This window comes from Caballeronia sp. NCF2, from assembly GCF_023631205.1.
Classification (GTDB): domain Bacteria; phylum Pseudomonadota; class Gammaproteobacteria; order Burkholderiales; family Burkholderiaceae; genus Caballeronia; species Caballeronia zhejiangensis.
The window spans coordinates 1-13,446 of the sequence record NZ_JALQDN010000041.1; the positions used below are offsets into that span (position 1 = coordinate 1).

The 13,446-nt window shown below is 62.1% G+C and carries 11 protein-coding genes; 10 read left to right on the plus strand and 1 reads right to left on the minus strand.

Going from position 1 to position 13,446, the window contains the following annotated elements:
• Nucleotides 1-770, plus strand: a 770-nt coding sequence (locus NCS02_RS14255; protein WP_250523213.1) for a GNAT family N-acetyltransferase, incomplete at its 5' end; no start/stop codon positions are given.
• A 4-nt stretch (nt 771-774) separates the two neighbouring features.
• On the opposite strand, the gene NCS02_RS14260 is transcribed toward NCS02_RS14255, so the two are convergent.
• On the minus strand, nt 775-1,770 hold the full coding sequence (locus NCS02_RS14260; protein WP_250502679.1) for a GlxA family transcriptional regulator: 996 nt from the start codon (nt 1,768-1,770) through the stop codon (nt 775-777).
• A gap of 410 nt (nt 1,771-2,180) precedes the next feature.
• Here NCS02_RS14260 and NCS02_RS14265 point away from each other — a divergent pair, with 410 nt between their 5' ends.
• From NCS02_RS14265 to NCS02_RS14305, 9 genes are all read left to right on the plus strand, one after another.
• Nucleotides 2,181-3,152: a dipeptidase gene (locus tag NCS02_RS14265; protein WP_250502680.1), complete on the plus strand. Its 972-nt coding sequence runs from the start codon at nt 2,181-2,183 to the stop codon at nt 3,150-3,152.
• A gap of 31 nt (nt 3,153-3,183) precedes the next feature.
• On the plus strand, nt 3,184-3,714 hold the full coding sequence (locus NCS02_RS14270; protein WP_250502681.1) for a DUF5943 domain-containing protein: 531 nt from the start codon (nt 3,184-3,186) through the stop codon (nt 3,712-3,714).
• Between the two features lie 28 nt (nt 3,715-3,742).
• Nucleotides 3,743-5,806, plus strand: a complete 2,064-nt coding sequence (locus tag NCS02_RS14275; RefSeq protein ID WP_250502682.1) for an NADH:flavin oxidoreductase — start codon at nt 3,743-3,745, stop codon at nt 5,804-5,806.
• A gap of 14 nt (nt 5,807-5,820) precedes the next feature.
• Nucleotides 5,821-7,737 carry a (Fe-S)-binding protein gene (locus NCS02_RS14280; protein ID WP_250502683.1) on the plus strand — a complete coding sequence of 639 codons (1,917 nt, stop codon included), beginning with the start codon at nt 5,821-5,823 and terminating at the stop codon, nt 7,735-7,737.
• 4 nt (nt 7,738-7,741) lie between these two features.
• Nucleotides 7,742-8,905, plus strand: coding sequence for an electron transfer flavoprotein subunit alpha/FixB family protein (locus tag NCS02_RS14285; protein WP_175982383.1), 1,164 nt, complete (start codon nt 7,742-7,744; stop codon nt 8,903-8,905).
• Entirely contained in the window at nt 8,902-9,660 is a 759-nt protein-coding gene (locus NCS02_RS14290) for an adenine nucleotide alpha hydrolase family protein (protein WP_250502684.1), read from the plus strand. The genes NCS02_RS14285 and NCS02_RS14290 overlap by 4 nt, the downstream gene beginning before the upstream one ends.
• 38 nt (nt 9,661-9,698) lie before the next feature.
• A complete protein-coding gene (locus tag NCS02_RS14295) occupies nt 9,699-10,997 on the plus strand; it encodes an aromatic ring-hydroxylating oxygenase subunit alpha (RefSeq protein ID WP_175982385.1) in 1,299 nt (432 codons plus the stop codon).
• A 23-nt stretch (nt 10,998-11,020) separates the two neighbouring features.
• Nucleotides 11,021-12,262: an FAD-binding oxidoreductase gene (locus NCS02_RS14300; RefSeq protein ID WP_502800878.1), complete on the plus strand. Its 1,242-nt coding sequence runs from the start codon at nt 11,021-11,023 to the stop codon at nt 12,260-12,262.
• Between the two features lie 115 nt (nt 12,263-12,377).
• Nucleotides 12,378-13,232 (plus strand): glycine betaine ABC transporter substrate-binding protein, encoded by an 855-nt coding sequence (locus NCS02_RS14305; RefSeq protein WP_008354144.1) that lies wholly within the window; start codon nt 12,378-12,380, stop codon nt 13,230-13,232.
• The last annotated feature ends 214 nt before the right edge of the window (nt 13,233-13,446 follow it).

Genomic DNA, 13,446 nt, shown 5'->3' on the forward strand with positions numbered 1-13,446 from the left:
CTTTGCTTACTTTCTTTGCAGCAGCAAAGAAAGTGAGTGCCGCCCCGCACAGGGGCAGTGCTAATAGACCGACGCGAAAACGGGATCCGGCGAAACCAAGCCAAGCCAACCCAACCCGGGCTCCGGCGAAACCCACGCCAAGCCAAACCGGCTCCCGGAAGAAACCGGCATCCGGCAAAACCCGAACCAAGCGAAAACCACAAGGCAAAAAGCAAGAAAACCGCGTCATACTTGGACGCATGAAGGCCGATTACCTCCGAACCGCGCTTTCCTTCCGCCTGGCGGCCCCCTCCGATGCTGCGGAAATCGCGCGCATCCACGTGAAGGCCTGGCAGGCCGCCTATCGTTCCATCTTCCCCGCCGAATACCTCAATTCGCTTTCCATTCCGAAACGCCGTGCCCTCTGGTCCGAGCTGATCGCGCGCGGCATGCCCCGCATAATGCTCGCCGAACGCGACGACATCATGCTCGGATGGATCGCATGGGGCCCGTCACGCGATAACGACAAAGGCAGAACGGATGCCGAAATCGAAGCCATCTATATCGACCCGGCACACTGGCGCCAGGGCGCGGGAAGAATGCTGATCGATGAAGCGATCAACGCCGCGGCAAGCGAAGGCTATCGGGAAATGACGCTCTGGGCGCTCGAAGAAAACGTGCACGGCCTGCGCTTCTACAAGGCGCTCGGCTTTGCACTGGACGGCGTGTTCCGCACCGAAAGACTCGGCGGATGCGAAGTCTGCGAAACGCGCCTTCACATGGCGATCTGAACGCTCAGGCCACCATCGCGGGAACGGCAGCCAGCGGCGGCACCTGCTTGCGCCGCTCGCGCGTCGGCGCCGTGCCGAACGCATCGCGATAGCTCTTCGAGAAATGACACGCCGACTGAAAACCGCACGCCATCGTGATGTGCATGATCGACATGTCGGTCTGCAGCAGCAATTCACGCGCGCGCCGCAAGCGCAACGTCAGATAGTAATGCGTCGGCGTCATGCCCAGATGTTCGCGGAATAGCCGCTGCAGTTGCCGTTGCGACATGCCCGCGAGCCGCGCCAGTTCCTCGCGCGACAACGGCTCTTCGATGTTGTTCTCCATCAGCGAGATGACTTCGAAAAGCGACTTGTTCGCGGACCCCAGACGCGCGACGAGCGGCATCCGCTGCTGCGCGCTCGTATCGCGCACATGCTCGACGATGAACTGCTCCGCGATCTGCGTCACCCGCGCGGTGCCGACGCGTGCCGCGATCAAGTTCAGCATCATGTCGAGCGGCGCGACGCCGCCCGTACACGTCACGCGATCGCGATCGACCACGAACAGCTCTTTGAGAAAGCGCGTGTCGGGAAACTCTTCTTTAAGCGCCGACATGTTTTCCCAGTGAATCGCGCACGCATAGCCGGCGAGCAAGCCCGCGCGCGCCAATGCATACGTGCCGGTGCAAAGCGAGCCGAGCACGCTGCCCGTGCGCGCGAAACGGCGCAAGGCAGAAAGATGCGCGGGCGTAGTCGCACGCTGCACGTCGATGCCGCCGACCACGAACACGATGTCGGGCTGCCCCACGCATTCCACCGGACCGGTATCGACGGAAAGCCCGTTGCTCGCCGTCACCGGCCCGCCCTCCGGACTCACGATCGACCAGCGATACAACGGCTGCCCCGTCAAGTAGTTCGCCATGCGCAGGACTTCGATCGCATTGGTGAACGCGATCATCGTGAAGTTGGGAAGCGGCATGAGCGCGAAGTGTGACAGCGACGCCGTGCGATCGGAGGACATGTGAGAACTGATTCCTTGGAATCTATTGAGTGGCGCCGTCATGCGCGGCGCTTACCACGCTTGCAATTTTGGTTGCGAGTGCAACTACCATGCCATCAGGCTAAACCCTGATCGATGAAGGGCATCGCGCATGCTCCGCTGCGCGCTCGCACTGACGCGGGGCCAGGCGCCGCAAGACATGCACTGCAGCAGCGCACGATCGTTCCGATGCAGTGCAACAGCCCACACAAAAAATTCGCTACACCGAAAAGGAATTCGCCACTTGTCGAAAACAGACGCGCATGTCGGAAAAGGTAAAGAACACGTCTGAATTCGTAAATTGACCGGCACGGCGAAAGTCAAGAATAGACGCAACGACGAAAGCGACGTCGAACGACCCCCACCTCTCAGGCGACACGGAGCACACCACGATGAGCACCCTCCACAACGACAGCATCATCATCGACGGACTGAACATCTCGAAGTTCGAGCGCTCCGTGTTCGAAGACATGAGAAAGGGCGGCGTCACCGCCGTGAACTGCACCGTGTCGGTGTGGGAAGACTTCCAGAAGACCATCGACAACATCGCGGAAATGAAGCAGCAGATCCGCGAATACAGCGAAATTCTCACGCTCGTCCGCACGACCGACGACATCCTGCGCGCAAAGAAGGAAAACAAGACCGGCATCATCTTCGGCTTCCAGAACTCGTATGCGTTCGAGGACAACCTCGGCTATATCGAAGTGTTCAAGGAGCTGGGCGTGAACGTGGTCCAGCTTTGCTACAACACACAGAACCTCGTCGGCACGGGTTGCTATGAACCGGACGGCGGTCTGTCGGGTTATGGCAAGGAAGTGATTCACGAGATGAATCGCGTCGGCATCATGGTCGATCTCTCGCACGTCGGCGCAAAGACGTCTTCCGATGCGATCGCCTGCTCGAAGAAGCCCGTCACGTACTCGCACTGCTGTCCGTCGGGACTCAAGGATCATCCGCGCAACAAGAGCGACGATCAACTGCGCGAGATCGTCGATGCGGGCGGCTTCGTCGGCGTGACGATGTTCTCGCCGTTCCTCAAGAAAGGCCCGGATGCAACGGTCGATGACTATCTCGAAGCGATCGGATACACCATCGATGTCATCGGCGAAGACAACGTCGGTATCGGCACGGACTTCACGCAAGGCTATAGCACCGAATTCTTCGACTGGATCACGCACGACAAGGGCCGTTATCGCCGCCTGACGAACTTCGGCAAGGTCGTGAATCCGGAAGGCATTCGCACGATCGGCGAATTCCCGAACCTCACCGCTGCAATGGAAAAGGCCGGCTGGAGCGAATCGCGCATCAAGAAAGTGATGGGCGAAAACTGGATGCGCTTCTTCGGCGAAGTCTGGAACGTCTGACCGTCAACGACAAATAAACAGGAACCCCGCGATGCAACCGCAACTGCCTATCGATGTCGATCCGCAAACCGGCGTCTGGACCACCGACGCGCTGCCGATGCTCTACGTGCCGCGCCACTTCTTCACGAACAATCACGTCGCCGTCGAAGAAGCGCTCGGCCGCGATACGTATGCCGAGATTCTCTACAAGGCCGGCTACAAGTCCGCGTATCACTGGTGCGACAAGGAAGCCGAGAAGCACGGCATCAGCGGCATGGCGTGCTTCGAGCATTACCTGAAGCGCCTGTCGCAACGTGGATGGGGACTCTTCACGATCGTCGAAGCCGATCCTGCGACATCGCATGCGCGCATTCATCTGCATAACTCGTCGTTCGTGCTCGCGCAGCCGGGCAAAGAGGGCAAGCTCTGCTACATGTTCGCGGGCTGGTTCGCGGGCGCGATGGACTGGGTGAACGACACGGCTCCCGACAGTACGAAGAAAGGTCCGCGCTCGAAGTCGATCGAAACCCAATGCGCGGCGGAAGGCCATTCGCATTGCGTATTTGAAGTGTCGCCGCTGTAAGCAAAGCTCAACTCCGAGGTCGATCGCGATGCGTTACCCGAACCTTTTCAAGCCTCTTCAGCTCAACAAGCTCACGTTGCGCAACCGCATCGTCAGCACCGCGCACGCGGAGGTCTATGCCGAACCGGGCGGTCTGCCCGGCGACCGCTATATCCGCTATTACGAGGAGAAAGCGAAGGGCGGCGTCGGCCTCGCCGTGTGCGGCGGTTCGAGCCCGGTGTCGATCGACAGTCCGCAAGGCTGGTGGAAGTCGGTGAACCTCGCGACCGACAAGGTCATCGATCCGCTCTCGCGTCTCGCCGAAGCCATGCATCGTCATGGCGCGTTCATCATGATTCAGGCGACGCACATGGGCCGCCGCTCCGCATGGCACGGCGAGCACTGGCCGCATCTGATGTCGCCGTCGGGCGTGCGCGAGCCGGTGCATCGCGGCAACGCGAAGATCATCGAAGTGGAAGAGATCAAGCGCATCATCCAGGACTTCGCGGCGGCCGCGAAGCGCGTGAAGGATGCAGGCATGGACGGCATCGAGATCTCGGCGGCGCATCAGCATTTGATCGATCAGTTCTGGAGCCCGCGCACCAACTTCCGTACCGATGAATGGGGCGGTTCGTTGGAGAATCGTCTGCGCTTCGGGATGGAAGTGCTGAAGGCCGTGCGTGAAGAAGTGGGCGCGGATTTCTGCGTCGGCCTGCGCATGTGCGGCGACGAATTTCATGAAGACGGTCTCTCGCACGAGAACCTCAAGGAGATCGCGCAGGCGATGTCCGAAAGCGGCCTCATCGATTATGTCGGCGTGATCGGTTCGGGCGCGGATACGCACAACACGCTCGCCAACTGCATGCCGCCGATGGCGCTGCCGCCCGAGCCGTTCGTGCATCTCGCCGCGGGCATCAAGTCGGTCGTGAAGCTGCCGATCATGCATGCGCAAAGCATTCGCGATGCAGGACAGGCCGAGCGTCTGCTTGCAAACGGCATGGTCGATCTCGTTGGCATGACGCGCGCGCAGATCGCCGATCCGCATATGGTCATCAAGATTCGCGATGGCCGCGAAGACGAAATCAAGCAGTGCGTCGGCGCGAACTATTGCATCGATCGCCAGTACAACGGTCTCGACGTTTTGTGCGTGCAGAACGCCGCGACGTCGCGCGAACAGACGATGCCGCACGTCATCGAAAAGACGCGTGGCCCGAAGCGCAAGGTTGTCGTGGTCGGCGCGGGGCCTGCCGGTCTCGAAGCGGCGCGCGTCGCGCGTTCGCGTGGTCATGATGTCGTGCTGTTCGAGAAGAACGATTATGTCGGCGGTCAGGTCATGCTCGCCGCGAAAGCGCCGCAGCGCGAGCAAATGGCCGGCATCGTGCGCTGGTTCGACATGGAAACGAAGCGCCTCGGCGTCGATCGCCGTCTCGGTGTCGCCGCCGACGAGAAGATGATCATGGCAGAGAAGCCGGACATCGTCGTGCTCGCGACGGGCGGTTCGTCGTTCACCGATCAGGTCCCTGCGTGGGGCGTCGAAGAAGGTCTCGCCGTGAGTTCGTGGGACATTCTTTCGGGCAAGGTCGAGCCGGGCAAGAACGTGCTCGTCTACGACGGCGTATCGACTCATGCGGGCGCGGGCGTAGCGGACTTCATCGCGTCGCGCGGGAATAACGTCGAGATCGTCACGCCCGATGTCAAAGTCGCCGACGACACCGGCGGCACCACGTTCCCGATCTTCTATCGCCGTCTCTATGCGCAAGGCGTCATTCATACGCCTAACTACTGGCTCGACAAGGTCTACGAGGAAAACGGCAAGAAGATCGCCGTGATCCGCAACGAGTACACGGAAGAGCAGGAAGAGCGCGCGGTGGATCAGGTCGTGATCGAGAACGGCATCACGCCGAACGACGCGCTCTACTGGAAGCTCAAGCCCGAGTCGCTCAATCGCGGACAGATCGACGTGCACACGCTGTTCGCATCGCTACCGCAGCCGTCGTTGAGCGAAGAGCTCGGCAACGGACGCTTCCTGTTGTTCCGCGTCGGCGACTGCATCTCGATGCACAACATCCACAGCGCGATCTACGATTCGCTGCGCCTCTGCAAAGACTTCTGACGAGGTATTCGACGATGAACCCCGTGTTTGTCATCACCGCGCTGTTGTGGCTTTCGATGGCGGGCCTCGCGTTCGCCTTGCTCAAGCGCGCAGCGTACTGGCGCGAAGGCCGCGCGACGACGGCCGGCGCCTATGGATGGGCGAATCTGCTGACCATTCCGAAGCGCTATTTCGTCGATCTGCATCATGTCGTGGCGCGCGATCCGTATATCGCGAAGACGCACGTCGCGACCGCGGGTGGCGCGATCCTCGCGATGGCGCTCGTCTTCGTCAACTACGGTCTCGCGATCTATTCGGTGTGGCTCGACCGCGCGATCTTCCTCGCGGCGATCATCATGTTCGTCGGTGCGATGTTCGTGTACAAGCGGCGTCGCGCGAAGGACGTGCCCGCGCGTCTGTCGCATGGACCGTGGGACAGCCTGCCGTTGCTGCTCGGTTCGTTCGCGCTCGGTCTCGCGTTGTTCATGCTGCTGCCTGCATCGTGGATGTCCGGCGCGCTCGCGATCATCGTCGCGTTGCTGATCGCGGCGGGCGCGTACACGATGACCTTCGGCGCGGCGCAAGGCGGCCCGATGAAGCACGCGATGGCGGGTCTGCTGCATCTCGCGTTTCATCCGCGTCAGGAGCGTTTTCACGCGAAGGACGAGAACGAACGCGAAGTCGTGCCGCCGACGGCGCTCAAGAAGCCCGTGCTCGATGCGAAGGAATATGGCGTCGGCAAGCCGGTCGAGTTTCGCTGGAATCAGTTGCTGAGCTTCGATGCCTGCGTGCAGTGCGGCAAGTGCGAGGCCGCGTGTCCCGCGTTCGCATCGGGTCAGCCGTTGAATCCGAAGAAGCTGATTCAGGATCTGGTCGTCGGCATGGTCGGCGGATCGGACTCGCAATACGCGGGTAGCCCGACACCCGGCATTCCCGTCGGCAGGCATTCCGGCGGTCCGACCAAGCCGCTCATCTCGCAGATGATCGAAGCGGACACGATCTGGTCGTGTACGACGTGCCGCGCGTGCGTGCAGGAGTGCCCGATGCTGATCGAGCACGTCGATGCGATCGTCGACATGCGCCGCAATCAAACGCTCGTCGAAGGCAATGTGCCCGGCAAAGGCCCGATCACGCTCGCGAACCTGCGCGAGACCGGCAGTCAGAACGGTTTCGATATCGGCGCGCGCTACGACTGGTCGGTGGATTTGCAAGTGCAGGTCGCGCAGCCGGGACGCCCTGTCGATGTTCTGCTGATCGCCGGCGAAGGCGCATTCGACATGCGCTATCAGCGCACGCTGCGCGCGCTCGCCAAAGTGATGAACAAGGCGGGCGTCGATTACGCGGTGCTCGGCGGCGTCGAAACGGATACGGGCGACACGGCGCGGCGTCTCGGCGACGAAGCCACGTTCCAGCAATGCGCATCGAAGCTGATGAACACGCTGTCGCAATACCAGTTCCGTCGCATCGTCACGGCCGATCCGCATGTGCTGCATAGCTTGCGCAACGAATATCGCGCGCTTGGCGGCTACTACGAAGTGCAGCATCACACGGCGTTCATGGCGGAGCTCGTCGCGAGCGGCAAGCTCACGCCGAAGGCCGCCGCCGTGCTCGCGGACAAGAAAATCACGTACCACGATCCGTGCTATCTCGGCCGCTACAACGGCGAGACGGAAGCGCCGCGCAAGTTGCTGAAGACCATTGGCATCAAGGTCGTCGAGATGGAGCGTCATGGCATGCGCGCGCGTTGCTGCGGCGGTGGCGGCGGTGCGCCGCTGACGGATATCCCCGGCAAGCAGCGCATTCCCGATATCCGCATCGCGGATGCGAAGTCGGTCGGCGCGGAAGTCGTCGCGGTCGGTTGCCCGCAATGCACCGCGATGCTGGAAGGCGTGGTCGGTCCTCGTCCCGAAGTGCTCGACGTGGCGGAACTCGTCGCTGCGGCCTTGGAGTGAAGCGATGAACAACGACATCAAACGAATCGATCCGCGCCGTCCCTTCGTCATCACGGCCGATGGACTGAAGCGCATCACGCTCGGCGAAATCGGCAATGGCGTCGTGCTGAACTTCACGCACGGCGGCCACAAGGAAGCGACGAAGCCGCGCCGCACGACGAAGCCCGCGACGCGTTCGCTGCTCGTCGCGGCGCACACGGATCGCGGCGCGCTCGACGATCACGCGCGCCAGGCGCTCGCGGCCGCCGCCTTGCTCGCGGACGATCAGACCGAAGTCGTGCTGATCGCGTTCGGCGAGTTCAAGGACGATGCCGCCGTGCTCGGCGCGGATCGCTACGTCGCGCTGCCGGAGTTCGATCGCCGCAACTACGCGCCCGACGAAGAAGTGCGCGCGTTGACCGCCTGCGTCGCTGCGTTCCGACCGGCGCATATCTTCATGCCCGACAACGCAACCGGCGACGGCGATCTCGGCCGCCGCTACGCCGCACGCGCCGATGCGTCCATCGCGACGCAGGTCGTCGAAATCGATGCAGCGCATGTCGCGTCGTATGCACAGGCGGGTCGCGCGCTTGCATCGCGTGCATTGCCCGATATGGTTTTGCTTGCAGCTCATGCCGTCGATGCGAAGCTGCCCTTCGTCGGCGCGGGCGAGGCGATGAATCCGCAAGGCATCGTGCCGGCGGCGAAAGCGAGCGCTTACGTCGACCTCGGCATCGAAGAGATGGACGCGGCGCAGGTCGCGCTGGAGGAAGCGGACTTCATCGTGTCGGCGGGCAACGGCGTGTCGGACATCGCCGCGTTCGAAGCGCTCGCGGGCACGCTGGGCGCGGCGATCGGCGCGAGCCGCGTCGCCGTCGACGATGGCAAGTTCACGCGCGACAAGCAGATCGGCGCGACCGGCAAGACCGTCGAGGCGAGCGTGTATATCGCGTTCGGCATTTCGGGCGCGGTTCAGCACTTGCAGGGCATCAAGGATTGCCGCCACGTCATCGCCGTGAATCTCGACGCCAGCGCGCCGATCGCGAAGCGCGCGAATCTGACGATCGTCGCGGACACGCAGGAAACGATCAAGGCACTGACCGATGCCGCCGCCGCCGCACGCGCCGCGCGTGCCAGCGGCGGATCGATCGCGCAGACCGCGCACATCGCCGAAGGAGTCGCTGCATGAAGATCGCCGTTCTCGTCTCCACCGGACGTCATCCCGTCAGCGGCGCGGCGCGCTACAGCCGCAACGACGCCGCCGCGCTGACCATCGCCATCGGCATCGCGAAGACGCACGGCGCGCAACTCGACGTGTTGCACGCGGGCGATCCGGCTAATCCGGCGTTGCAGGAATATCTCGCGCTCGGCGCGTCGAAAGTCGAAGTGCTCAACACGCAAGGCGATGCGTGTGCGGCCCTCGCGCAAAGGCTTGCGGGTTACGAGCTCGTGTTCACCGGCACGCGCGCCGAAGGCGCTTACGACAGCGGCACGCTGCCGTACAAGCTCGCGGATGCGCTGAACGTTCCGCTCGTCGGCGCGGCGGTCGATGTCAGCGTGACGAAGGAAGGCGTCGAAGTGCGCCAGTTCATGCCGAAGGGCTTGCGCCGACGCGTGCGCGCGCCGCTGCCCGCGCTCGTCGCCGTGCATCCATTGGCCAACGCCGCGCCGCGCTACGCCTATGCGCGCATGCGCGAAGGCCACGTCGCGCCGGTCGCCGCGAGCGCGCCCGTCGACAAGGAAAGCACGGCGTGGCGCATCGGCCCGATGACGGCCAAGCCCAAGAAACTCGCCGCGCCGGAAAAGCGCTCGGGCCACGCGCGCATGCTCGGCGCGACGACGACCGAAAGCCGCGGCGGAAGCGTCGTAATTGAAGGGAGTTCCGTCGAAAAAGCACAAGTGATTCTGGCGTATTTGCGCGAGCATCAACTCGTCGATTACTGATTTCTCGACCCACATCGACCCACATACAGGTGCACACGATGAAAGTTTCGGCAGACGTTCGCGCAATGATCGAACGCCGCAAAAAGGGCCACACGCTCGAGGCGCCGTTCTACACGAGCGAAGAGATTCACGCGCTCGACCTCGATGCCATCTTCCGCAAGACCTGGATTCAGGTCGCCGTCGAGCCGGACATTCCCGAGCCGGGCGATTACACGACGATCGAGATCGGCAACGATTCGATCCTGATCGTGCGCGACGACGATATGGAAATACGCGCCTTCTACAACGTGTGCCGGCATCGCGGCGCGCGCCTGTGCAATCAGGAGAAGGGCTCGCTCGGCAATATCGTGTGCCCGTATCACAGCTGGACCTACAACCTCTCCGGCGATCTGATGTTCGCCGAGCACATGGGCGACCAGTTCGACCGCTGCAAGCACAGCCTGAAGAAGGTGCATGTCCAGAATCTCGCGGGCCTCATCTTCGTCTGTCTCGCCGATGAACCGCCCGCCGATTTCGCCGTGATGCGCGAAGCGATGGAGCCGTATCTCGCGCCGCACGGTCTGAAGGATTGCAAGATCGCGGCGAGCATCGATATCGTCGAGAAGGGCAACTGGAAGCTCACGATGGAGAACAATCGCGAGTGCTATCACTGCGTCGCGAATCATCCAGAGCTGACCATTTCGCTTTACGAATACGGCTTCGGCTATCAGCGCTCGCCCGCGAACGAAGAAGGCATGGCGGCGTTCGAGAAGACCGTCGAAGAGCGCACGAAGCAATGGGAAGCGATGTGCCTGCCGTCCGCGGAAATCGAACGCCTCGCCGATCTCGTGACGGGCTTTCGCACGCAACGTTTGCCGCTCGATCGCGATGGCGAATCGCAGACGCTCGATGCGAAAGTCGCATCGAAGAAACTGCTCGGCGGCTTCGAGCGCGCGGACCTGGGCGGCTTGTCGTTCTGGACGCAGCCGAACTCGTGGCATCACTTCATGAGCGATCACATCGTGACGTTCTGCGTGATTCCGCTTGCATCGGGGGAAACGCTCGTCCGCACGAAGTGGCTCGTGCACAAGGACGCGCGCGAAGGCATCGATTACGACGTCGACAATCTCACCGCCGTGTGGCGCGCGACGAACGATCAGGACCGCACGCTCGTCGAGTACTCGCAACTCGGCGTCGCGAGCAACGCCTACGAACCGGGTCCGTACTCGCCGTTCACGGAAGGTCTCGTCGAGAAGTTTTGCGAGTGGTACATCGGACGTCTTGCCGATTACGCCGATACGCCCGAGCACGGCGTCGATGCGTCGCTCGGTGAGAAAGTCGTTTCCTTCATGCGCTGACAGCCTCGTAGCAGGAGTAGAACATGATGCGCGATCAGGCTACTTTCGAGCCGACCGACAGCCGCGTGACCCAGCCGAAGTTCTGGGGGACGCTGCCCGTGCGCTGGAATTGCGACACGGACGAGACGCTCGTCTGCTGTCACGTCCGGCAGGAAACGCACGACGTCAAGAGCTTTTTTTTCAAGGCGCCGGGTGAGCGCACGTTCGTCTTCGAGCCGGGGCAGTTCATCACGCTGGAGCTCGAGATCAACGGCGAGCAGATCAATCGCTGCTATACGATCTCGTCCGCGCCGACGCGCCCGCACACGATCTCCATCACGGTGAAGCGCGTGCCGGGCGGACCGGTGTCGAACTGGCTGCACGATAACCTCGTCGCGGGATCGACGGTGCGCGTGCTCGGGCCATCGGGCGAATTCACGTGCGCGCGTCATCCGGCGCGCAAGTATTTGTTCTTGTCGGCGGGTTCGGGCATTACGCCGCTCATGTCGATGAGCCGCGCGCATCACGAACTCGGCGACGATGCCGACATCGTGTTCGTGCATAGCGCGCGCACGCCGGATGACATCATCTTTGCGCGCGAGCTCGATCTCATCGCGTCGAATCACAAGAACTTCCGCACGGCGTTCGTGTGCGAGCGGGTCGGCACGCGCACGAACTGGCCGGGCGTGACGGGCTTTCTCACGCTGCCGCTCCTGAAGCTGATCGCGCCGGACTTTCTCGAGCGCGAAGTCTTCACGTGCGGCCCGGCGCCGTATATGAAGGCGGTGCGCGATCTGCTCGATGCAGGTGGTTTCGATCGCAAGCATTATCACGAGGAGAGCTTCTCGTTCGGCGTCGTCGAGGAAGTCGCGGCTGAACTGACGACGGCGCATGTCGCCGAGGCCCTTGCGACGCAGACGGATTTCGTCGAAGCGCGCGAGGAGGCGGTCGGCTTTGCGCCCGCGCCGACAGAGCCCGTCGAGATCATCAAAGCGCCTGTTGAAGCCGCGCCCGTCGTCGATACGAAGTTCAAGGTGAGCTTCGCGAAGAGCCGGCGCGACATCGAATGCGGCAGCAACGAACATGTGCTCGATGCGGCGAAGAAGGCGGGCGTGCGCTTGCCATCGTCGTGTACGCAGGGCATGTGCGGGACGTGCAAGGTCAAGCTCGTGTCGGGCGAAGTGAGCATGAAGCATGCGGGCGGCATACGTCAGCGCGAGATCGATCAGGGCATGGTGCTGCTGTGCTGCAGCAAGCCTATGAGCGATCTCGTCGTCGACAAGTAAGCCCTGAGGGGCGCGTCGTTTCTTGACAACTGAGTGTCGGAAAAGTGCGCTACGCGTCAATTCTGGCTGGTGATTCTGTTCGCTACACGGCGTGGGGCCGCTAAGGGGAAACCAAATGAAACCGATGAGAAGAATGCTCGTTTTGGGGGCGATGAGCGCCGCCCTCGCATCGAGCCTGATGGCAAACGCCGCGGATAAGCCGACGATCAAAATCGGTTATGTCGAGGGCTGGGACGATAGCGTGGCGACGTCGAACGTGGCGGCGCGCGTGATCGAGAAGAAGCTGGGTTATCCGGTGCAACTGGTGCCGGTGGCCGCGGGCGTGATGTGGCAGGGCGTGGCGCGCGGCGATCTCGACGCGACGCTGTCGGCGTGGCTGCCGGTCACGCATGGCGCATACTGGAACAACTTCAAGTCGAAGGTCGTGAATCTCGGTCCGAACTTTCAGGACGCGAAAATCGGCTTGATCGTGCCGGAGAACGTCGACGTCAACAGCTTGAGCGATCTCGAGGCGAAGAAGGCGGAATTCGATTCGCGCATCGTGGGCATCGATGCGGGCGCGGGCGTGATGCAGAAGACGAGCGAAGCGATCAAGGCTTATAACCTCGACTACAAGCTGCTGCCGAGTTCGGGTTCGGCGATGACGGCGGAACTGGCGCGTTCCGAAGCGGCCAATAAGCCGATCATCGTGACGGGCTGGAAGCCGCACTGGATGTTCGCGAAGTACAAGCTCAAGTTCCTCGAGGATCCGAAGAAGGTGTTCGGTGAGTCGGAGCACGTCGATAACGTGATCAATCCGGAGCTGGAGAAGAAGGCGCCGCAGGTGGTGGCATTCCTCAAGAAGTTTCAGTGGAAGCCGGGTGAGATCGATAGCGTGATGCTGGCGACGCAAAATGGAGAGAAGCCGCAGGCGGCGGCGGATGCGTGGATCAGCGCGCATGGGGATCGGGTGGAGTCCTGGACTAAGTAATTTTTTTCGTTGGGTTTTTGGGTCTTTGGGCGTTTGGGCAAACGCTGAGCGTCGTGGGTTATGCCTGCGGCGCTTTTTTTTTGGGGTTTTGCTTTTGGCTTTTGGCTTTTGTTTCCGCCGGATCCCGGATCCCGTATTCGTGTCGGTCTATTAGCACTGCCCCTGTGCGGGGCGGCACTCACTTTCTTTGCTGCTGCAAAGAAAGTAAGCAAAG

Excerpts from the sequence above, each read along its gene's own strand:
- NCS02_RS14300 (WP_502800878.1), top strand. The coding sequence starts at position 11,021 with ATGATGCGCGATCAGGCTACTTTCGAGCCGACCGACAGCCGCGTGACC.
- NCS02_RS14265 (WP_250502680.1), top strand. The coding sequence starts at position 2,181 with ATGAGCACCCTCCACAACGACAGCATCATCATCGACGGACTGAACATC.
- NCS02_RS14295 (WP_175982385.1), top strand. The coding sequence starts at position 9,699 with ATGAAAGTTTCGGCAGACGTTCGCGCAATGATCGAACGCCGCAAAAAG.
- NCS02_RS14285 (WP_175982383.1), top strand. The coding sequence starts at position 7,742 with ATGAACAACGACATCAAACGAATCGATCCGCGCCGTCCCTTCGTCATC.
- NCS02_RS14290 (WP_250502684.1), top strand. The coding sequence starts at position 8,902 with ATGAAGATCGCCGTTCTCGTCTCCACCGGACGTCATCCCGTCAGCGGC.
- NCS02_RS14305 (WP_008354144.1), top strand. The coding sequence starts at position 12,378 with ATGAAACCGATGAGAAGAATGCTCGTTTTGGGGGCGATGAGCGCCGCC.
- NCS02_RS14260 (WP_250502679.1), bottom strand. The coding sequence starts at position 1,770 with ATGTCCTCCGATCGCACGGCGTCGCTGTCACACTTCGCGCTCATGCCG.
- NCS02_RS14275 (WP_250502682.1), top strand. The coding sequence starts at position 3,743 with ATGCGTTACCCGAACCTTTTCAAGCCTCTTCAGCTCAACAAGCTCACG.
- NCS02_RS14270 (WP_250502681.1), top strand. The coding sequence starts at position 3,184 with ATGCAACCGCAACTGCCTATCGATGTCGATCCGCAAACCGGCGTCTGG.
- NCS02_RS14280 (WP_250502683.1), top strand. The coding sequence starts at position 5,821 with ATGAACCCCGTGTTTGTCATCACCGCGCTGTTGTGGCTTTCGATGGCG.